Annotated in this window: 18 protein-coding genes and 1 pseudogene; 6 read left to right on the top strand and 13 right to left on the bottom strand. The window is 40.4% G+C overall.

The genetic code is table 11. The features are described 5' to 3' along the window. Positions 1 to 143 precede the first annotated feature (143 nt). The 5 genes from BG00_RS10150 to BG00_RS10130 all read left to right on the top strand — a co-directional run bounded on the left by BG00_RS10150 (position 144) and on the right by BG00_RS10130 (position 6,591). The gene (locus tag BG00_RS10150) at positions 144 to 725 is read left to right on the top strand and encodes a superoxide dismutase (RefSeq protein WP_010388603.1); all 582 of its coding nucleotides are present in this window, start codon (positions 144 to 146) and stop codon (positions 723 to 725) included. A gap of 208 nt (positions 726 to 933) precedes the next feature. Further along, positions 934 to 2,856, top strand: a complete 1,923-nt coding sequence (locus tag BG00_RS10145) for a PrkA family serine protein kinase (protein ID WP_013465180.1) — start codon at positions 934 to 936, stop codon at positions 2,854 to 2,856. Between the two features lie 31 nt (positions 2,857 to 2,887). Beyond that, the gene (locus tag BG00_RS10140) at positions 2,888 to 4,171 is read left to right on the top strand and encodes a YeaH/YhbH family protein (protein ID WP_036982357.1); all 1,284 of its coding nucleotides are present in this window, start codon (positions 2,888 to 2,890) and stop codon (positions 4,169 to 4,171) included. 18 nt (positions 4,172 to 4,189) lie between these two features. Further along, positions 4,190 to 5,704: a SpoVR family protein gene (locus BG00_RS10135; protein WP_036982355.1), complete on the top strand. Its 1,515-nt coding sequence runs from the start codon at positions 4,190 to 4,192 to the stop codon at positions 5,702 to 5,704. Positions 5,705 to 5,709: 5 nt separating this feature from the next. Next, positions 5,710 to 6,591, top strand: coding sequence for a universal stress protein (locus tag BG00_RS10130; RefSeq protein ID WP_036982352.1), 882 nt, complete (start codon positions 5,710 to 5,712; stop codon positions 6,589 to 6,591). A gap of 10 nt (positions 6,592 to 6,601) precedes the next feature. On the opposite strand, the gene BG00_RS10125 is transcribed toward BG00_RS10130, so the two are convergent. Further along, positions 6,602 to 7,573 (bottom strand): sensor domain-containing diguanylate cyclase, encoded by a 972-nt coding sequence (locus BG00_RS10125; RefSeq protein WP_036982349.1) that lies wholly within the window; start codon positions 7,571 to 7,573, stop codon positions 6,602 to 6,604. Between the two features lie 6 nt (positions 7,574 to 7,579). Next, entirely contained in the window at positions 7,580 to 8,584 is a 1,005-nt protein-coding gene (locus BG00_RS10120) for a response regulator (protein WP_036982347.1), read from the bottom strand. Positions 8,585 to 8,805: 221 nt separating this feature from the next. Here BG00_RS10120 and tpx point away from each other — a divergent pair, with 221 nt between their 5' ends. Continuing rightward, positions 8,806 to 9,387 (top strand): thiol peroxidase, encoded by a 582-nt coding sequence (tpx, locus tag BG00_RS10115; RefSeq protein WP_036982343.1) that lies wholly within the window; start codon positions 8,806 to 8,808, stop codon positions 9,385 to 9,387. 72 nt (positions 9,388 to 9,459) lie between these two features. Here tpx and adk read toward each other — a convergent pair whose 3' ends face one another. The 11 genes and pseudogenes from adk to BG00_RS10065 form a co-directional block, all read right to left on the bottom strand. Then, complete coding sequence (gene adk, locus BG00_RS10110) at positions 9,460 to 10,104, bottom strand: adenylate kinase (protein WP_036982340.1); 645 nt, start codon at positions 10,102 to 10,104, stop codon at positions 9,460 to 9,462. 361 nt (positions 10,105 to 10,465) lie between these two features. Next, positions 10,466 to 12,379: a molecular chaperone HtpG gene (gene htpG, locus BG00_RS10105; protein WP_036982337.1), complete on the bottom strand. Its 1,914-nt coding sequence runs from the start codon at positions 12,377 to 12,379 to the stop codon at positions 10,466 to 10,468. Between the two features lie 121 nt (positions 12,380 to 12,500). After that, positions 12,501 to 13,214, bottom strand: a complete 714-nt coding sequence (locus BG00_RS10100; RefSeq protein ID WP_036982334.1) for an RluA family pseudouridine synthase — start codon at positions 13,212 to 13,214, stop codon at positions 12,501 to 12,503. Positions 13,215 to 13,318: 104 nt separating this feature from the next. Continuing rightward, entirely contained in the window at positions 13,319 to 13,927 is a 609-nt protein-coding gene (recR, locus tag BG00_RS10095) for a recombination mediator RecR (RefSeq protein WP_036982332.1), read from the bottom strand. A gap of 6 nt (positions 13,928 to 13,933) precedes the next feature. Beyond that, positions 13,934 to 14,260 (bottom strand): YbaB/EbfC family nucleoid-associated protein, encoded by a 327-nt coding sequence (locus tag BG00_RS10090; protein WP_013465191.1) that lies wholly within the window; start codon positions 14,258 to 14,260, stop codon positions 13,934 to 13,936. A gap of 60 nt (positions 14,261 to 14,320) precedes the next feature. Then, positions 14,321 to 16,654, bottom strand: coding sequence for a DNA polymerase III subunit gamma/tau (gene dnaX / locus BG00_RS10085; protein WP_036982330.1), 2,334 nt, complete (start codon positions 16,652 to 16,654; stop codon positions 14,321 to 14,323). Between the two features lie 3 nt (positions 16,655 to 16,657). Continuing rightward, a complete protein-coding gene (gene apt, locus BG00_RS10080) occupies positions 16,658 to 17,203 on the bottom strand; it encodes an adenine phosphoribosyltransferase (RefSeq protein WP_013465193.1) in 546 nt (181 codons plus the stop codon). A gap of 161 nt (positions 17,204 to 17,364) precedes the next feature. Then, positions 17,365 to 17,487, bottom strand: coding sequence for a hypothetical protein (locus tag BG00_RS18420; protein WP_255314607.1), 123 nt, complete (start codon positions 17,485 to 17,487; stop codon positions 17,365 to 17,367). 72 nt (positions 17,488 to 17,559) lie between these two features. Next, positions 17,560 to 18,312: an HvfC family RiPP maturation protein gene (locus BG00_RS10075; protein WP_036982327.1), complete on the bottom strand. Its 753-nt coding sequence runs from the start codon at positions 18,310 to 18,312 to the stop codon at positions 17,560 to 17,562. A gap of 54 nt (positions 18,313 to 18,366) precedes the next feature. Beyond that, the gene (locus tag BG00_RS10070; RefSeq protein WP_036982324.1) at positions 18,367 to 19,224 is read right to left on the bottom strand and encodes an HvfB family MNIO-type RiPP peptide maturase; all 858 of its coding nucleotides are present in this window, start codon (positions 19,222 to 19,224) and stop codon (positions 18,367 to 18,369) included. Positions 19,225 to 19,298: 74 nt separating this feature from the next. After that, positions 19,299 to 19,625 (bottom strand): annotated as a pseudogene (locus tag BG00_RS10065) (HvfA family oxazolone/thioamide-modified RiPP metallophore); the annotation flags it as partial. Positions 19,626 to 19,737 lie beyond the last annotated feature (112 nt).

Here is a 19,737-nt window from a genome sequence, read left to right as displayed (position 1 = left end):
ATTGCTGTTTGCTAAAACTTGAGTAAAATACTCAACAATTATAGTAACACTATATTCCTGTTTGGTATAGATAAGTGCCCTGTTTGCGCAGGCATTACGTATTACTAAATAGACTATCAACCAAAAGAAGATGGAGATAAAAAATGGCATTTGAACTACCGTCACTACCGTATGCAATTGATGCACTTGAGCCACATATTTCACAAGAAACGTTAGAGTTTCACCATGGTAAACACCACAACACTTATGTGACTAAACTTAACGGTTTGATCCCAGGCACTGAGTTTGAAGGTAAATCACTTGAAGAGATCGTATGTTCTTCAGAAGGCGGTGTATTTAACAACGCTGCTCAAATCTGGAACCACACTTTCTACTGGAACAGCCTATCTCCAAATGGCGGTGGCGCTCCAACAGGTGCAATTGCTGATGCAATTAACGCTAAATGGGGCTCATTTGACGCATTTAAAGACGCGTTAAACGACAAAGCAGTAAATAACTTTGGTTCAAGCTGGACGTGGTTAGTTAAACTAGCAGATGGTTCACTAGACATCGTTAATACATCTAACGCTGCAACACCATTAACAGATGCAGGTGTTACACCAATCCTAACCGTGGATTTATGGGAACACGCATACTACATTGATTACCGTAACGTGCGTCCAGATTACCTTAAAGGTTTCTGGTCACTCGTTAACTGGGAATTCGCGAACGCTAACTTCGCATAATTAGTTTTAAACTAATCTTTAAAAGACGCTTAGGCGTCTTTTTTTATGTCCGCTACTTTATTTGATTAAGGTTATACGTAGGTTGTTTTCTAAAAGTGCATCATGATCATTTTTCATATAAATTTTTAATTTTATTGCACAAAAATTTAAATTCGTGACTAGACTTTAAATGGTGAATACATTTTCCAAGTAGGTTTCGGAGGTCATTATGACTATTTTTGATCACTACCAAGCACGTTATGAATCAACACAAGAAGAAGAGTACAGTGTTGCTGAGTTTCTAGAAATTTGTAAAACCGATAAGTCTGCTTATGCCAGTGCTCCTGAAAGATTACTGATGGCCATTGGCGAGCCTAAAATGGTAGATACCGCTACCGATACTCGTTTAAGTCGCTTATTTTCGAACCGTGTTGTTGCACGTTACCCTGCATTTGCCGATTTTTATGGTATGGAAGACGCCATTGAGCAAATTGTTTCTTATCTAAAACACGCCGCGCAAGGATTAGAAGAGTGTAAACAAGTGCTTTACTTGCTTGGTCCGGTAGGTGGCGGTAAGTCATCGATTGCTGAAAAGTTAAAGTATTTAATGCAACAAGTGCCTATTTATGCAATTAAGGGCTCCCCGGTTAATGACCATCCGCTGTCATTATTTGATCCCGTTGAAGATGCCAGCCTACTCGAAAAAGAATATGGAATTAAGTCTCGTTACCTCAAAACGGTAATGTCGCCATGGGCCGCAAAACGTTTACAAGAATTTAATGGTGATATTAGTCAATTTAGAGTGGTTAAACGCTTCCCATCAATTTTAAATCAAGTTGCGATTGCTAAAACAGAGCCTGGAGATGAAAACAATCAAGATATTTCTGCTCTTGTCGGTAAGGTCGATATTCGCCAACTTGAACACTTTGCACAAAATGATCCTGATGCTTATGCCTATTCAGGCGCATTATGTTTAGCCAACCAAGGCTTAATGGAATTTGTGGAAATGTTTAAAGCCCCCATAAAAGTGTTACACCCACTGCTAACAGCCACACAAGAAGGTAACTATAACGGCACAGAAGGCATAAGCGCCCTGCCATTTAACGGCATGATACTCGCCCACTCAAATGAATCAGAATGGCAAACCTTTAAAAACAATAAAAACAACGAAGCCTTTTTAGACCGTGTTTATATTGTTAAGGTCCCTTATTGCTTACGAGTGACCGAAGAAATTAAAATTTACGATAAGCTGATTGAACACAGTGAGCTTTACAACGCCCCCTGTGCGCCAGGTACACTTAAAATTTTAGCCCAATTTACCACTCTTTCGCGCTTAAAAGAGCCGGAAAACTCAAGCATTTACTCTAAAATGCGAGTTTACGATGGTGAAACCCTTAAAGACACCGACCCAAAAGCGAAGTCGTATCAAGAGTATCGTGATTACGCTGGTGTTGATGAGGGCATGACCGGCCTTTCAACCCGCTTTGCGTTTAAGATTTTATCGCGAGTATTCAACTTTGACACCACCGAAGTGGCCGCCAACCCTGTGCATTTGTTTTATGTGCTTGAGCAGCAAATTGAGCGTGAACAATTTAGTGCCGAGGTTGAAGAACGTTATTTAAGCTTTTTAAAAGGCTATTTAATTCCACAATATGTTGAGTTTATAGGTAAAGAGCTACAAACCGCGTACTTAGAGTCATATTCAGAATATGGCCAAAATATTTTTGACCGCTACGTTATTTATGCTGATTTTTGGATTCAAGATCAAGAATACCGCGACCCTGATACAGGGCAATTATTTGACCGTGATGCACTCAACGCTGAGCTTGAAAAAATAGAAAAGCCTGCAGGTATTTCAAACCCTAAAGATTTTAGAAATGAAATTGTTAACTTTGTGCTGCGTGCTCGCGCTCATAACAATGGCAAAAATCCGCTGTGGACGAGTTATGAAAAACTACGCACGGTTATTGAGAAAAAAATGTTCTCAAACACGGAAGACTTACTCCCTGTTATTTCATTTAATGCAAAAACATCAGCTGAAGATCAGCAAAAGCATGAGGACTTTGTTAATCGTATGGTTGAAAAAGGCTACACGCAAAAACAAGTGCGCTTGCTATCTGAGTGGTATTTACGGGTTAGAAAATCGCAATAACCTTCATAATTGCAGTTTTTAGGAGGTCATTATGGCGCATTTTATCGACAGGCGTTTAAATGGCAAAAACAAAAGCACAGTTAACCGCCAGCGTTTTATTAGGCGTTATAAAAAGCAGATCAAAGAAGCGGTGTCTGATGCGATCAATAAACGCAGTGTCACTGATTCAAGCTCTGGAGAGAGTATCTCTATTCCGCAGCGTGATATTAGCGAACCTACTTTTCATCAAGGTAGAGGCGGTAATAGAGAGCAAATACACCCTGGGAACGATCAGTTCTCTACTGGCGACAAAATAGAACGCCCTAAAGGAGGCAAAGGCGGTGGCGCAGGCGAAGGTGAAGCAAGTGACTCTGGCGAAGGCCAAGATGAATTTGTTTTTTCTATCTCTAAAGAGGAATACCTTGATTTGTTATTTGAGGATTTAGAACTCCCTAATTTGCAAGAAAATCAGCTTGATAAGCTAGTGCAAATGAAAACCCATCGCGCTGGGTTTTGCAGTGATGGTATGCCCAGCAATATTGATGTAGTGCGCTCATTACAAGGCTCTCTAGCTCGTCGTATTGCAATGACCGCAAGTAAAAAACGCCGCCTTAGCGAGCTTGAGGGGCAACTAGCACTGCTGCTTGAACAACCACACTGTGATAAAGCCGCTGTGGCCTTATTACAAAAAGAAATCGACACACTCAAACAGCAAATAAAAACCGTGCCCTTTATCGATAATTACGACTTACGTTTTCGTAACTACGACAAGCAACCACACCCAACTAGTAAAGCGGTGATGTTTTGTATTATGGATGTGTCAGGTTCGATGGATCAAGCAACAAAAGACATGGCAAAACGCTTTTACATTTTGCTTTATCAGTTTTTAACTCGCAGCTACAAAGACATCGACGTTGTGTATATTCGCCATCATACCCAAGCCAAAGAAGTTGATGAGCAGGAGTTTTTTTATTCACAAGAAACAGGCGGTACCATTGTTTCAAGTGCACTAAAACTGATGAATGAAATAATAGCTGAGCGCTATAATGCTGATGAATGGAATATATACGCAGCACAAGCTTCTGATGGCGATAATTGGGCCGATGACACGCCCCAATGTGGACACATTTTACGTAATAAAATACTTAAAGCTGTTCGCTATTTTGCCTATATAGAAATTACCACACGTGCCCATCAAAGTTTATGGCGCGAGTATAAAAGCATTAGCCAAACGAACAGTAATTTTGCCATCCAACATATCCAAGGTGTTGAAGATATTTACCCTATATTTAGGGAGCTATTTAAAAAAGGTCGTCAACAGCAAGGGGCTGCATAGCCAAAGCGAGGTAGCATTATGAACGATAATCGAATAAGTGATGGGCCCGATTGGACCTTTGAACTATTGCAACAATACCAAGACGAAATAGCCCGTGTGGCTGAGCATTACAAGTTAGACACCTACCCTAACCAAATTGAAGTGATCACCGCAGAACAAATGATGGATGCCTACTCAAGTGTAGGCATGCCCATTGGCTACACTCACTGGTCGTATGGTAAAAAATTTATTCAAACAGAGCAAAATTATAAACGCGGCCAAATGGGACTTGCGTATGAAATTGTGATTAATTCCAACCCCTGTATTGCTTACCTAATGGAAGAAAACACCCTTCCGATGCAGGCACTGGTTATGGCACATGCTTGCTACGGGCATAACTCATTTTTTAAAGGTAATTATTTATTTAAAGCTTGGACTGATGCAGGCTCAATTATTGATTATTTATTGTTTGCTAAAAACTATATTAGCCGCTGTGAAGAAAAGTACGGTATTTCCGAAGTAGAAAGCATACTCGACTCATGTCATGCATTAATGAGTTACGGTGTTGATAGGTACAAACGTCCACAACGAATTTCGTTATTTGAAGAACAAAAGCGTCAGCAAGAACGGGCTGAGTATTTGCAATCACAAGTTAACGAATTATGGCGTACCATTCCTTCTCAACAGCAAGAGTCAAAAAAACACGAACGCCACTTCCCGCAAGAGCCACAGGAAAATATTCTGTACTTTATTGAAAAAAATGCCCCTTTACTCGAGTCATGGCAGCGAGAAATCGTCAGGATAGTGCGAAAAATATCACAATACTTTTATCCGCAAAAACAAACCCAAGTAATGAATGAAGGTTGGGCCACTTTTTGGCACTATACTATTTTGAACCATTTATATGATGAGGGAAAACTAACCGACTCATTTATGTTGGAGTTTTTACAAAGCCATACTAATGTTGTGTACCAACCTCCATACAATAGCGATTATTACTCGGGTATTAACCCCTATGCACTGGGCTTTAATATGATGGTTGATATACGTCGTATTTGTGAAAACCCAACAGAAGAAGATAAACGCTGGTTTCCTGAGCATGCGGGCAGTGACTGGCTCGAGACACTCCACTTTGCAATGCAAAATTTCAAGGATGAGAGTTTTATTAGCCAATTTTTATCCCCTAAGCTGATTCGGGACTTTAAATTATTCACCATAGTCGACCATGCTAGTAACCCACATTTAGAAATAGGCGCTATTCACGACGATAATGGCTACAAATCGGTTAGAGAAGCACTTTCTGCACAATATAACATTAGTAATCATGAGCCTAACATACAAGTTTACGATGTTGACTTACGCGGCGACCGCTCTTTAACTCTACGATATGTACCCCATAATGCTATTCCACTGGCTAACTCCCATGGGGAAGTATTAAAACACCTTTACAGACTATGGGGCTTTAAGGTAAAACTGGAACAGGAGTCAAATTCGGGTGAGATTTCAACCATTGGTCAATGTCCAATTGATGATTCACGCCATACAACAGAGTAAAAATAATGGACAAAAAAAAGCTTCTTGTACTGATTGATTCGGTTGAATTTGCAAAAACGTCATTGCAGCACGCTAAACAAAAAGCGCTGCAAGGCAATAAACATATTGATATTGTTGCATTTAGCTTTGAAGAAACCAGCAATATTTTATTTTCTCTGTCGCCAGAACAATTGCTTTCACTCCAAGATAAATGCCTTTCATCATTAAGGGCTCAGTTGGAGCCACTGATCAGCGATGAACTGGAGGGTTGCAGTTATACCTTTCAAACCGCATGGCATGAAGCCCCCGAGCAGTGGCTTAACGAAGATATTAATACTGATGATTACGAAATGGTGATAAAAACACGCCATATCGACAGCGATAGCCAATTTAGTGAGCTTGATTGGCAACTTATCCGCTTTACACCCATCGCTTTGTATTTAGCGGCAGATAACAAATGGCGCAAGCATACCAACATACTCGCCGCACTTGATTTAGCTAGCGAAAAAACCGCAAAACATAAACTTAATCAGTCAATTATTAAATATGGTCTAGCATACGCACAGCGAACAGACTGTGAATTTTATGCCGGCTACACAGTGTATATTTCTCCAATATTAAGAGATTTAGGCTTAGTATTTTCAGAAGAGCAACTAGTCAATGCCTTTGAGAAATTACCTCAATCACAGCAACAACTCATTATTGATAATAACTTACGCGACAAACTTTATATTAAAGCGGGTTTACCTGAGCAGGTGATCCCAAGCTTAGCAGCCAAGCTCAATGCTGATTTAGTGATTATAGGATCTGTTGGGAATGTAGGAATTAAAGCAAAACTCATTGGTAATACTGCAGAAAAAATAATGCGCTTACTTAAAACTGACTTGCTTATTTTACCCCCCAATTAAAAAATGATGCCTAAGCATCATTTTTTATATCAGCGTATACCGACACTTTATTTCGACCCGTTTCTTTTGAATGGTAAAGCGCTTTATCGGCAGCTTCAATCCAACGTTCGTGATCTTTAAATTGACCATCAAAACACGCAATACCCACACTAATGGCCAAATGCAGCGTGTGCTCATTGTATTTCGCTGGAGAGGTTTCAATTTGCTGGCGTAAGCGTTCAGCAAATACAATAGCCCCTTGTTTATCGGTATCTAATAAAGTAACAACAAACTCTTCACCGCCGTATCGCCCAGCAATGTCTGTTTCACGCAATGCAGTTTTCAGTAAACTCGCTACATGACGAAGTGCTACATCTCCAGCACTGTGTCCAAAATCATCATTTACCTTTTTAAAGTGGTCAATATCAAAAATTAATAACGAGCAACAACCTTCGTTTCGCTTCGTTCGTAAAAATTCTTGGTGCAATAAATGCTCCCAGTGCCCTCTATTGGCAAGCTGGGTTAAACTATCTGTTTGGCTTACTTGTTCTAGTTTTTTATTTAACTCTTCTAGTTCTTTTTTGTTAACCGCAATATCTGTCACATCGTAAATAATAATACAAATATGCTCGACTTCGCCTCGCACATTGGTAAGTGGGATAAACGTGGCATTTTGATACATATAGTCCGCTTTACCGGTAATTGGTCGGTAGTTTTTAAAACGAAAAATATAAGGCTGTTGTTCCCAAATAGTAAATGAACGATTCTTTAATACAAACACTGACTCAGATTTACTTCTAAACCATTTTTCATCAATGGCCGGAAATAAATCAAATAAGTCTTTGTCTTTCACAGCGCTCGGTAACAAACCAGAATGATTTTCCATAAAACCATTCCATACATGCACTTTGTATTCTCGATCGAGTATAACAAGACCGACATCAACCGTATTAAACATATCCATTAACCAATGGATTTCATTCACATCTAAATCAGCTGGCATAAATATTTAATCTTCTAGTAGATGAGCAACTTTGTATTTCAAAGTTTTCAGTGAATCTTCAGTAAAGAGCAACATTAAATCACAACTAATATCATGATTTTCAATACCGTAACTTATTTCTATGGCTAGAGTCCTTTGCCAGCGCGACTTATTCGATTGAACAAGTTCAGAAACGTCCCGATGCTGCCCCAAAACTATTGGATGCCCTTGGCTAAAGGTCATGTCGAGCTGTTTTGACAAGCCGGTTAAAATAGCGCCAATTAAAATGTTACTTACATCCATTAGCAACTCTAACTCAACCTTGTCGTTTAGTTCACCTTCGTAATTCATCAGTGAGGCTATTTCTTTAAAACTAGAGTCATTTAAAAGTAATAATGCCTCGCCAGATACCCCGCCGCCTATAAAGCCTTGGCAAATACCCGATGTAGTGTCATTGGTATCAACATAGCTTAACGCCATGTTGAGCTCACTGACTTCTAAAACATTAACATTAGGAATGGGTAACTTAACAAATACATTAAGCAGTCTTGCTAGTAAATCTCCCGCCTGACCCATGGCAACATTAGTCAGCTCTTGATATATATCACGAACATCAGGGTCAACTTGTTCACCTAACGAGTGAGACATGCGTTCACGCAGTGCTCTATCTCTAATACCATGATGTTCAATAATGGCAGCAAGCTTTTCGGGGGAACACGGTTTTTGAATAAAATCTATGGCGCCAAGCTCAAGCACACGTTGATGCGCACTCGGTTGAATATCGCCTGATACCACAACAGTGAGAACGTCGAGTCCTTGCTCTTTCATTGCAGCAAGCACGCCATAACCGTCCATTTCTGGCATATTTAGATCAAGTAAAAGAATTTCAGGCTGGGCTTTAGTTATTTGTTTTATGCAGTCTACACCGTCACATGCAAATTCAACTTTAATATCCCAATCATCGGGTAAAGAGCGAGCTAATTGACGTCTAGCTAATTTTGAATCATCACAAATTAAAACCGATGTTGACATATTATCTCTCTATTTTAAAACTTGTTGTACGCTGACACCGCAAAAAATAAAGGCACGGATATTATTAATCATTACCTATTTATTATATATACATATTAATCAAAGTATTGCTTATTTACAATTTTAGGGAAAAATAAACGCGTCAATTATTCTGCTTGGTAACTCCGTCACTGTATAATACACTCACCACTATTACGTTAATTCTTAAAAGGAAAAAACCCATGCGTCGTTCATTAGCTTTTGCATTAAGCCTGTTTTGTTGCACTAGTTTTGCATCAGAGTTACCTGAAAACACCTTAGATGCAGGAAAAGTAACAGCGCAAGGTAAACCTGTTACGTTACTAGGCCAAGGCCTTAAAGTCGGTGCTGATGCGCCAAATTTTAAAGTGGTCGACGACAGCTTTACTGCCATTACATTAGAAAATTACCAAGGACAGGCTATATTGATCAGCGTAGTACCAAGCTTAGATACTGGTATTTGTAGCCTGCAAACAAAACATTTTAATGAAAAAGTAGCGCAACAGTTTCCTAGCGTAGCCATGTTGACGATTAGTGCCGACCTACCTTTTGCACAAAAACGTTTTTGCAAAGCAGAAAATATCGATAAAGTTACGACACTTTCTGATTCTGTATGGCGTGATTTTGGCCAAAAGTATGGGTTAATAATTAAAGATATGGGGTTACTTACTCGCGCTGTTTTTATTCTCGATAAAAGCCATAAAGTTATATATAAACAATTAGTTAGTAGCTTATCAACCGAGCCTGAATACGATAGCGTTATTGAAAAGCTTAAAACGCTTTAAAGGTCAAATTTCAGATAATAAAAAACCGCTATAAAGCGGTTTTTTTAATTATGCTTTAATTTTAGATAAAAATTAACCTAAAAGCTCAGCTAGTTGCTTGCTTACAGCTTCAACCGCTTGAGTACCGTCTAATTTATGGTACTGCGTATTACCCGCTTGCGCTTCTGCTTGATAGTAGTCAACCAGTGGCATTGTTTGCTCATGGTAAATGCCTAAGCGTTTACGAACTGTCTCTTCTGTGTCATCCTCACGGATAATAAGCTCTTCGCCTGTTTCGTTGTCTTTACCTTCCTCTTTTGGTGGATTGTAAACAACATGATAAACACGACCAGAACCAGGATGAACACGACGGCCACCCATACGCTCAACAATTACTTCATCAGCAACATCAAACTCAATAACATGATCAACGACAACGCCATTGTCTTTCATTGCATCAGCTTGTGGAATGGTACGTGGAAAGCCATCAAGTAAAAAGCCTTTCTCACAATCAGGTTTTGCAATGCGCTCTTTAACAAGGCCAATGATGATGTCATCAGAAATTAACTGACCTGCGTCCATTACTTTTTTTGCTTCAAGGCCAAGTGGTGTGCCCTCTTTAATTGCAGCTCGTAGCATATCACCGGTAGAAATTTGTGGAATACCGTATCTATCCATTAAAAACTGAGCTTGAGTACCTTTACCTGCACCCGGCGCGCCCAAAAGAATAATGCGCATATCATTGTCCCCTAATATGAGAGTTTATTTTAAAGTCTGAATTCTTCCACAAGCGCCGCAGATACTCAAGTAACTTATACTAATTGTCTAGAGTCTGTTGGCCTTTGCGGATTAATATTTGTGCAAACCAGGGGCACTTTAATAGCGGCACAAGCTTTGCAACCTAGTAGGCTGTGTAAAAATCGAGCAAAGCTTCTGCGTCCTGCTCACGCCATTTGCCACCCCCCATTTAGGCAGACAGACCCTTTCGGGCAGCGCCTATGCAGAAAATTTAACCTTTACAAATCAATAAACTCTATGCTCCAGCGCATAAAAAAGGGAACAAACGTTCCCTTTTTACTCAATCATTGATTTTTAATACTTATTTGCTCAAATCAAGCATAAGTTTATTTAAGCGAGTGACAAATCCAGTTGGATCTTTAAGCGTACCGCGCTCAGCTAGTAATGCTTGATCTAGCAATACATGTGACCACTGCGCAAATTTATCTTCGTCTTGCTCATCATTTAAATGCTTAACAATCTGGTGTTCAGGGTTTAGCTCAAACACAGGTTTAGCTTCTGGCACTGCTTGACCTACTGACTCCATCAGCTTTTGCATTTGCGAGCTCATGTCGTTGTCGTCGCTCACCACACAGGCTGGCGAATCGGTTAAACGATGTGTAAAGCGTACTTCTTTAACATCATCACCTAATGCGGTTTTAATACGCTCAATAAGGCCTGCAACTTCTTTTTCAGACTCTTCTTGTGCTTTTTTCGTTTCTTCGTCGTCTAAGTCACCTAAATCTAAATCACCGCGAGTAATTGATTGAAATTGCTTGTCTGCAAATTCAGTTAAGTGGCTCATCATCCACTCATCAACACGGTCACTTAGTAGTAAAACTTCAATGCCTTTTTTGCGGAAAATTTCTAAATGCGGTGAGTTTTTAGCTGCAATAAATGAGTCAGCAACAACATAGTAAATTTTATCTTGGCTGTCTTTCATACGCTCAATGTATTGTTCAAGCGATACATCTTGAGTGTCTGAATCGGTATGCGTTGAAGCAAAACGTAACAGCTTAGCAATGCTCTCTTTGTTAGCCGCATCTTCTGCTGGGCCTTCTTTCATTACTTGACCAAATTCATTCCAAAACGTTTGGTAATCATCGGCTTTGTTTTTCGCCATACGCTCAAGCATTTTAATAATACGCGACGTACACCCCTTACGGATAGCTTGGGTCACTTTGTTATCTTGAAGTATTTCACGCGATACGTTCAGTGGTAAATCATTTGAATCTAATAAACCTTTAACGAAACGCAGGTAGCTTGGCATAAACTGCTCAGCATCATCCATAATAAATACACGTTGCACGTATAATTTTAAGCCACTTTGGCGCTCACGGTTCCATAAATCAAACGGCGCTTTTTTCGGAATGTATAACAAACTGGTGTATTCAGTTTTACCTTCAACTTTGTTATGCCCCCAACTAAGTGGATCTTCCCAGTCATGGCTTACATGTTTGTAAAATTCTTTGTATTCATCTTCAGAGATTTCAGACTTATCACGCGTCCACAATGCCGTAGCACGGTTTATGCTTTCCCACTCACCAGGAACTGCTGGAATTTTCTCACCGTTTTCGCCTTCAGACTCTGGTACTTCTGCTTTGTACATTTGTACTGGTGTAGAAATATGATCAGAGTATTTAGTCACGATACTACGAAGGCGCCATTCGTCTGCGTACTCTTTTTCTTCTTCACGTAGGTGTAGAATAATGTCTGTACCACGGCCTTGTTTTTCAATTTCTTGCAGCGTGTATTCACCTTCACCTTTTGATTGCCACTCTACAGCTGTTGTCTCCCCTGCTTTACGGGTACGCACTGTCACTTCATCAGCCACAATAAACGCTGAGTAAAAGCCCACACCAAATTGACCAATAAGTTGTGAATCTTTGCTTTGGTCGCCCGTTAAGTTTTTGAAAAATTCTGCGGTACCCGACTTTGCAATTGTACCTAAAGAGCTGATCACTTCATCACGTGTCATACCAATACCATTATCAGAAATGGTTACCGTATTCGCTTCTTTATCAGCACTAATACGTACACGTAAATCAGCATCACCTTGATATAAGTCGCCGTTTGATAACGCTAAAAAGCGTAATTTATCGGCTGCATCAGATGCATTTGATACAAGCTCACGTAAAAATATTTCTTTATTAGAATAAAGTGAATGAATCATTAAGTTTAATAATTGTTTTACTTCTGTTTGAAAGCCTAATGTTTCTTTTTGTGCTGCAGTCATTTATGTATCTCCAATTTGCAAAGTGTCTGCGTTATGCACTTAATATGGGGGGAGGTGTGAGAACTTCAAGTAAAAAAATATAAAAAACCCCATTCAAAGACACTTTAAAAGGCTTAATCAACTAAAAAGGCGTTGCGGCATGCCCGTACATTAGCTTATCAGTGCGTGGATGCACAAAAAATAAGTCGCTGGCATGTAATAATAACCGTTGAGTTCTCTGCTCACTGCAATCATTTGTATATAAATCACCCCCTAGTATAGGGTGGCCAAACGTTAGGCTATGTATTCTAAGTTGATGAGTGCGTCCAGTTATAGGAGTAAATTCGACTAAGGTTTTTTGCTCTTTGTGAAAACGTTTAACCACTTTAAATTCGGTTTGCGCGGGTTTGCCGCTGTGGTGGCAAATTTTCACTTTCGGAAATAGCATTTTATCTTTTGCTATAGGCGCAGTAATCACTCCTTGAGACACAGCAACCAACCCTGAGAGCATTGCGCGGTATTGTTTTTTAACACTTCGGTATTGAAATTGCAGATTCAGTGCTTTAGCTGCTTGCGCGTTAAGTGCTACCACCATCACTCCGGAGGTACCCAAATCTAAACGGTGGGGTAATATGGCTTTAGGAAACGCTGCGGTAACGCCTTGTTGACCATTAACAAGCCTATAGTGAACCGAATCCCAGTTAAGAGGGTTTTTACCCGATAAACTCAACAAACCGCTAGGTTTATTGATCAACAAAATATCATCATCTTGATAAATGATTTCTGTGTGTTCATGGCAAACAGGTGCGATAAAATCATCAACAATCACATTAGCACTTTGAGTTATTGCAGCCATACCATCCTTAAGTTGTTATTTATATTGCATCAAAGGCAATAAAAAAGCCTACAAGATGTATGTAGGCTTTTAAAATAAGTTCAAATAGTTAAGCTTAAAATAAACTATTCATGGCTGACTAAGCGCCGACCACTAAATGCATGCATAAGCGTCATTCCATCGACTAAATCAAGCTCACCACCAACAGGAATACCATGAGCAATACGCGATGCACCCACATTGTTTTTGTGGCAAAGCTGAGCAATATAATGCGCCGTTGTTTCGCCTTCAACCGAAGGATTTGTGGCTAAAATGACTTCATTAATACCGCCTTGCGCGAGCTTTTGCTCAAGTACATCAAGGCCAATTTCTTTAGGCCCTATGCCATCAATCGGTGATAAATGCCCCATTAATACAAAGTAAAGCCCTTTGTATTGACCTGTTTGCTCAATGGCCAGTACATCCGTTGGCGATTCAACAACACATAAAATACCACTGTCTTGGCGTTTAGTGCTTAAGCAAATATCACAATGCGCTTGCTCGGTAAATGTGCGGCACGATTGGCAATGACCTACAGCATTCATTGCTTTAGTCAGGGCATTACCAAGTTGAGCACCGCCTTTACGGTCGCGCTCTAACAAATGAAACGCAATACGCTGAGCAGACTTCGGACCAATGCCGGGCTGACAACGCAGTGCTTCAATAAGCGATGTTAAACTATCTGAAAGTTGCATAGTTGCTTAGAACGGCATTTTCATACCAGGTGGTAATTGCATACCGCCTGTTACTTTGCCCATGCGCTCTTGCGTTTCGTCGGCAACACGGCGCACAGCATCGTTACATGCTGCAGCTAATAAATCTTCAATCATGTCTTTGTCGTCTTCCATTAAGCTCTCATCAAGCTCAACACGGCGCACGTTGTGGTTACCAAGCATGGTTACTTTAACTAAACCTGCACCAGCTTCACCAACGACTTCCATTGTTGCGATTTCTTCTTGGGCTTTTTGCATGCGCTCTTGCATTTGCTGCGCTTGCTTCATCATGTTACCCATTCCACCTTTAAACATAATCGTCTCTCTTTCTTTTAATACATTAACTGAAGTATAAATAAGGGCACTGATAGTTAATTACAATGCCTGAATACTGTTTTCGTCAATTTCAGCGCTAAATAGCTGTTGAAATTGTACTATATTTTCATCGCTTGTGATCACATCAATCGCTTGCTGGTGACGACCTGCATCAATTTTTTGTTGAATCAGATAAGGCGAGTCAATCACCCCACTGGCAAAGTCGATATTTAGCTCAACGTTATGCCCATAAATAGCAGATAACGCCACATTTAACTTTTGGCGCAGCATAGGCGTATCTAAATGCTTTTGCGATTCATCCACTTCAATATGAAAATGATTATCTTGCTTGGTAAAAATTGAATGCAAGGCAAACTGGCGCATACGCCCGCCAAGCCCCATTCGCTTAATTAAATAAGCCCATTCATCTTGTTGATGGGCAAATCTAATTTCACTGATGGGGCTTTGAAAATCATCCGGTACCGGAATACTTGGTGCTTGTTCAACAGCAGGAGCCGGTTTTTGCGGATTAATTTGCTCTAATAGCTCAGGTGCAAGATTTTCGGTAATTGTTTGATGCTTTGCTTTAAAGTCAACTTTATTTGCAGGTTTAGTGCTTACCTGTGGCTTGCTCCCTGACATGGGGAGCGCTGGCTTTTTTGGTAACTCATGACCCGCCTCACTATCCCATGGAGGCGGCTCCTGCGCTACAGTTTGAGGTGTATTGCTAATAGGTTTATCGACGGGCCTAGCAGGGGTCGATTTTGGCACAACAGGTTTTTCGGTTGCTGCGCTTGACAGTTTACCCGCACCGGAAATATTTCTGTCACGTAAAATACGCGCTATTGCAGACTGTGCACGTGCTTCTTGCTCGCCCATTGTTGGCGCTGAATGCTCAGTGCTACTAGGTGCGTTTGATAGCTCAGGATTAAATCCTTGATCAACCGCGCTACTCATTACATCATCGTATTGCGCTGCAATGGTTTGTTCTACATCGCTGTGCTGCATGTAGGCATCATCTTCGCTTTGACGCTGCGCTTGTTCATCGCTCATTGGCGTTGTATCAGACACGTTTGGCTGACTTTGTGTTGACTCTTGCTCAATGTGAGTCAGGCTATTATCAGAGCGCGAAACCTCAGGCTCAGCGGCCTCTGTTGGCTGTGCATTATGTATTGATGGCTGACTTTCAGTGCTATTGCTCTGCGCTGGTTTATTTTTATTTAAAATATCACGCAATGCATTGGTACGCCCTGCGGCATTTTGCTCTGGCGCGGGTTGCGAGCTAGGCGCTGAATGCGTCGTTTGTGACTGCTCAGGTTGAAATGCTAACAATCGTAGCATAATCATCTCAAACCCTAAGCGTGGCTCAGGCGCCCACTGTAAATCTTTTTTGCCATTCAGTAATAACTGATAATACACTTGAATTTGCTGAGCATGAGTGTGCGCTGCAACATGCTTAATGTAGTCAGCATTATTGCTATCAAGTGCTGCCGCTTCAGGCACTAATTGGCTTAATTGAATAATATGCGTAAGTGCAATTAAGTCATCAAGTAGTGCAATGTAATTCGGATTTCTGCTCGCGACTTGGGCAACTTCAGCCATTAAGGCTGCGCCATCCTGCGCGAGTAATGCAGCGAGTAAACTCTGACTATAATGGGTATCCATTAAACCAAGCATGGCTTGAACAGCTTGATTATTAATATCGCCATTTGTTTGAGCAATAGCCTGATCGGTCAGGCTCAGCGCATCTCGCATACTGCCATCGGCTGCTTTAGCAATAATGCTTAGGGCATTATTATCAAAATTGAGCTGCTCTTGCGTAAGAACATGCTCAAGCTGTTGCTTAATTTCAGCTTGCGACAAGGCATTTAAATTAAACTGTAAGCAGCGCGATAAAATAGTTACCGGTAATTTTTGTGGATCGGTGGTCGCCAGTAAAAACTTTACATGCTCAGGTGGCTCTTCGAGCGTTTTTAATAAGGCATTAAAGCTGTGCTTTGACAACATGTGTACTTCATCAATTAAGTACACTTTATAGCGTCCGCGGGTTGGCGCATATTGAACGTTATCGAGTATTTCGCGAGTATCTTCAACTTTTGTGCGTGAGGCCGCATCTATTTCGAGTAAATCAATGTAGCGCCCTGCTTCTATATCAACACAGCTACTACATTGACCACATGGTGTGGCAGAAATGCCCTCATCACAATTTAAGCTTTTAGCAAAAATACGCGCAATGGTCGTTTTACCAACACCACGGGTTCCAGTGAATAAATAAGCGTGATGCAGTCTATTTTGATTCAGCGCATTAACCAGCGCTTGTTTAACATGAGACTGCCCAACCAATTCATGAAAGGTTTGAGGACGCCATTTTCTCGCTAGAACCTGATAACTCATCGATTATTCGCCTTCGAATTCAACCAATTTTAGGATTTTAATACCCATTTTTTCAACACGCTGCTCCCCACCTAGTTCAGGTAACGATACAACGAATGCTGCATCTGTGGCGTTGCCGCCTAATTTTGCAACCAACTTGGCTGTTGCTTCAATTGTACCACCGGTCGCCAACAAGTCATCAACTAGCAATACTTTGTCACCGGCTACAATTGCATCAGTATGAAGCTCTAATGTATCTTCACCATATTCGAGTTGGTAATCTTGGCGAATAACTTCGCGCGGTAATTTACCAGGTTTGCGAACAGGGATAAAAGGAATTCCCAAGGCATAAGATAGCGGTGCACCAAAAATAAAGCCACGCGATTCTGTGCCAATAATTTTAGTAAAACCTTGATCTTTATAGGCGTTAATAAATGCATCTATGGTTGCTTTAAACGCTTCAGGGTTTGCCATTAGGGTTGTTACATCGCGAAACATAATGCCCGCTTTAGGGTAATCAGCAATTGTAGTAATGCTGTTTTTGATAATTGCTGGTGTTACTTGAGTCATAATTTTAACTGCTCAATGGTTCATATTACAAAGCAGGTGATTATAACCTTAAGTGAGCGTAAATTGCGAGTTTGCGGTAGTTATAAAAATTCAGGAAGGGTAAACAAGATAAAAAAATATAAGGCTGATGAAAACAACAGCCTTATGAAATAAAGCAAAAATTACGTCAAGCTGGTGATCCAACCTAAAATAGCATTTAAACACCCTATTCCAGCAAACACGGCTAAAAATGCAAAAAAGTAAGCCGCATTAAACGGGTCTTTAAACTCTTTATCATCTGACATCGGTACAACCTTTTATTAAGCACAACAAATAAAGGCGTTATAATAGACGATGTGAAATAATCTATAAAGAGCTTAATCTTGATTTTTTGTCACTATAATTTGACGCTGTGCCATAGCCGTTAAGGTACTTAATGCGCCTTGAGTTATTTGCTCAAGGCTAAATTGAGGTGCATTTTCACTGACTTGCTGGCAAACATGCGCAAATGTGCTTCCTGCGTTATTGTCAATAATAGACAACAGCATAGCGGTCATCGCATTAGTTGCTAAAAATTGTACTTCATCGTCTTTATCTCTGTACACCACAAAATAATGTGGCTGCTCAGAGGGCTGTTGCGGTTGAAACGCTTCGCTAATATGTTGTACGGGGAATTCATAGCTTAAGTTACGTGCCGTTTTAGATAAATATAAAGGGCTTTGGGTTAATTGATTCGTTACCAGTTCGCTCTCATTCAAGTCAGCCTGAGTTACCGATACATCAAGCTCAATCCATTCATAATGCGCCAGCGCTAGCATAAACACAGGGTCGCACTCTTTGGGCACATAACTTGTCATTAAATACGTTATAAACTCTTCAGCAATATCTAAAAAGTAAGGAGACTGGCAATCATGTTCACTAAAAAATTGACGAACCAGTAATAGCCACTGTTGCTCACTATAGAGTGTTTTTAAAACTGGAAATGCTGATGAAACAAACCCATTAATATTATTAAAAAAAAGCTCCCGATAAATAGCCATACGTCTGTCTTCAACATCTGCTGGGCAAGGGTTCGTGTTGGGCTGGCGAATATGAGCCATAAACTCATTTTGAATATCGATAAAACTCATTGTTAATACTCTTTTAAAACCATGCTGTTGTTATTAATAGCTGCATAGGACTGTTTAAGCACTTTGCTCAGTGGATAACAGCCGCAGGTGCTTTGCTTGTAATTGATGAATTATATCCAGCTCTTTGGTTAACACGTTAATAGGTGGAATATTAAAGTCCCGCTCTAACAGCGTCGGAAATACACCATGTGTTTCATAAGCGCTATCGAGCAACTGCCATACGGGATCAATAACATCGGCGCCATGAGTATCTATAATCAAGTCCTCGGCTTCGTTGTAATGCCCTGCAACATGGGCATAAGCAATTCGGTTAGCTGGCAATGCAGCTAAAAAGGCATGTGCATCGTAACCATGATTAACTGAATTAACATAGATATTATTTACATCTAGTAGTAACTGGCAATCAGCCTGTTCTAAAATAGCGTTTGTAAATTCAAGCTCAGTTAACTGTTGTCCAGGCGCGCCATAATAAGACACATTTTCCAGCGCAAGTGGTCGCTCTAATATATCTTGCACCTGTTTAACCCGAGAAACGACATGTTTAATCGCTTCTTCAGTAAAAGGAATTGGCATTAAGTCATACATGTGTCCTTTTCCTGAACAATAACTTAAATGCTCGCTGTATACTTTAATATTATGAGTATCAAAAAACGGTTTTAACGACTTTACAAATTCAAGGTCTAGTGGCTCAGGCGAGCCAATGGAAAGTGACAAACCATGGCAAACAAAGTGATTAGTATTGGTTAACTGTTTAAACTGCTTTTCAAAGCGCCCACCTAGCTTTAACCAGTTCTCTGGGGCCACTTCCATAAACTCAATTTGTTTTGGTGCAGCACCGTCTAGCTCACCTAGCATTTCCCTGCGTAGGCCTAAGCCAACCATGCCAAAGTCAGGTGTTGGAATGTGGGCCATAATAATACCTCATATTAAATAAAAAGGGCCTAATAGGCCCTATAGCTTAACGTAATTAAAAGAAAAGTTTAGTGACCACCGCATTTACCTTCGCCGCATTTGCCTTCTTTTTTGGCCTTAGCATCGCCACCACATTTACCTTCGCCGCACTTGCCTTCTTTTTTAGCCTTAGCATCACCGCCGCATTTACCTTCGCCGCACTTGCCTTCTTTTTTCGCTTTAGCGTCGCCGCCGCATTTACCTTCGCCGCACTTGCCTTCACCAGCGTCTAACTGGTAACCAGCTACCATTTGCTGAAATTCAAATGGATTAGCTTGAACATCAGTACTGGCCATACTTGCGCTGCCAACAACCACTGCGCCTAATGTTAATGCAATTGAGTTTTTCTTTATAGTATTCATTTTTTATTACCTTCTAAACTTGTCAGATATCATTATACAAGTAGACCTGCATAAAACTAAAAACTTTCACATTATCTATTTTTTCTAAAATAACTTAGTAAACTAACTATGA

Source organism: Pseudoalteromonas sp. SCSIO_11900 (assembly GCF_000576475.1).
Taxonomy (GTDB): domain Bacteria; phylum Pseudomonadota; class Gammaproteobacteria; order Enterobacterales; family Alteromonadaceae; genus Pseudoalteromonas; species Pseudoalteromonas tetraodonis.
The sequence above is the reverse complement of the archived record's forward strand: the minus strand, read 5'-3'. Positions and strand labels throughout refer to the sequence as shown.

Excerpts from the sequence above, each read along its gene's own strand:
- BG00_RS10150 (WP_010388603.1), top strand. The coding sequence starts at position 144 with ATGGCATTTGAACTACCGTCACTACCGTATGCAATTGATGCACTTGAG.
- BG00_RS10145 (WP_013465180.1), top strand. The coding sequence starts at position 934 with ATGACTATTTTTGATCACTACCAAGCACGTTATGAATCAACACAAGAA.
- BG00_RS10140 (WP_036982357.1), top strand. The coding sequence starts at position 2,888 with ATGGCGCATTTTATCGACAGGCGTTTAAATGGCAAAAACAAAAGCACA.
- BG00_RS10135 (WP_036982355.1), top strand. The coding sequence starts at position 4,190 with ATGAACGATAATCGAATAAGTGATGGGCCCGATTGGACCTTTGAACTA.
- BG00_RS10130 (WP_036982352.1), top strand. The coding sequence starts at position 5,710 with ATGGACAAAAAAAAGCTTCTTGTACTGATTGATTCGGTTGAATTTGCA.
- BG00_RS10125 (WP_036982349.1), bottom strand. The coding sequence starts at position 7,573 with ATGCCAGCTGATTTAGATGTGAATGAAATCCATTGGTTAATGGATATG.
- BG00_RS10120 (WP_036982347.1), bottom strand. The coding sequence starts at position 8,584 with ATGTCAACATCGGTTTTAATTTGTGATGATTCAAAATTAGCTAGACGT.
- tpx (WP_036982343.1), top strand. The coding sequence starts at position 8,806 with ATGCGTCGTTCATTAGCTTTTGCATTAAGCCTGTTTTGTTGCACTAGT.
- adk (WP_036982340.1), bottom strand. The coding sequence starts at position 10,104 with ATGCGCATTATTCTTTTGGGCGCGCCGGGTGCAGGTAAAGGTACTCAA.
- htpG (WP_036982337.1), bottom strand. The coding sequence starts at position 12,379 with ATGACTGCAGCACAAAAAGAAACATTAGGCTTTCAAACAGAAGTAAAA.
- BG00_RS10100 (WP_036982334.1), bottom strand. The coding sequence starts at position 13,214 with ATGGCTGCAATAACTCAAAGTGCTAATGTGATTGTTGATGATTTTATC.
- recR (WP_036982332.1), bottom strand. The coding sequence starts at position 13,927 with ATGCAACTTTCAGATAGTTTAACATCGCTTATTGAAGCACTGCGTTGT.
- BG00_RS10090 (WP_013465191.1), bottom strand. The coding sequence starts at position 14,260 with ATGTTTAAAGGTGGAATGGGTAACATGATGAAGCAAGCGCAGCAAATG.
- dnaX (WP_036982330.1), bottom strand. The coding sequence starts at position 16,654 with ATGAGTTATCAGGTTCTAGCGAGAAAATGGCGTCCTCAAACCTTTCAT.
- apt (WP_013465193.1), bottom strand. The coding sequence starts at position 17,203 with ATGACTCAAGTAACACCAGCAATTATCAAAAACAGCATTACTACAATT.
- BG00_RS18420 (WP_255314607.1), bottom strand. The coding sequence starts at position 17,487 with ATGTCAGATGATAAAGAGTTTAAAGACCCGTTTAATGCGGCTTACTTT.
- BG00_RS10075 (WP_036982327.1), bottom strand. The coding sequence starts at position 18,312 with ATGAGTTTTATCGATATTCAAAATGAGTTTATGGCTCATATTCGCCAG.
- BG00_RS10070 (WP_036982324.1), bottom strand. The coding sequence starts at position 19,224 with ATGGCCCACATTCCAACACCTGACTTTGGCATGGTTGGCTTAGGCCTA.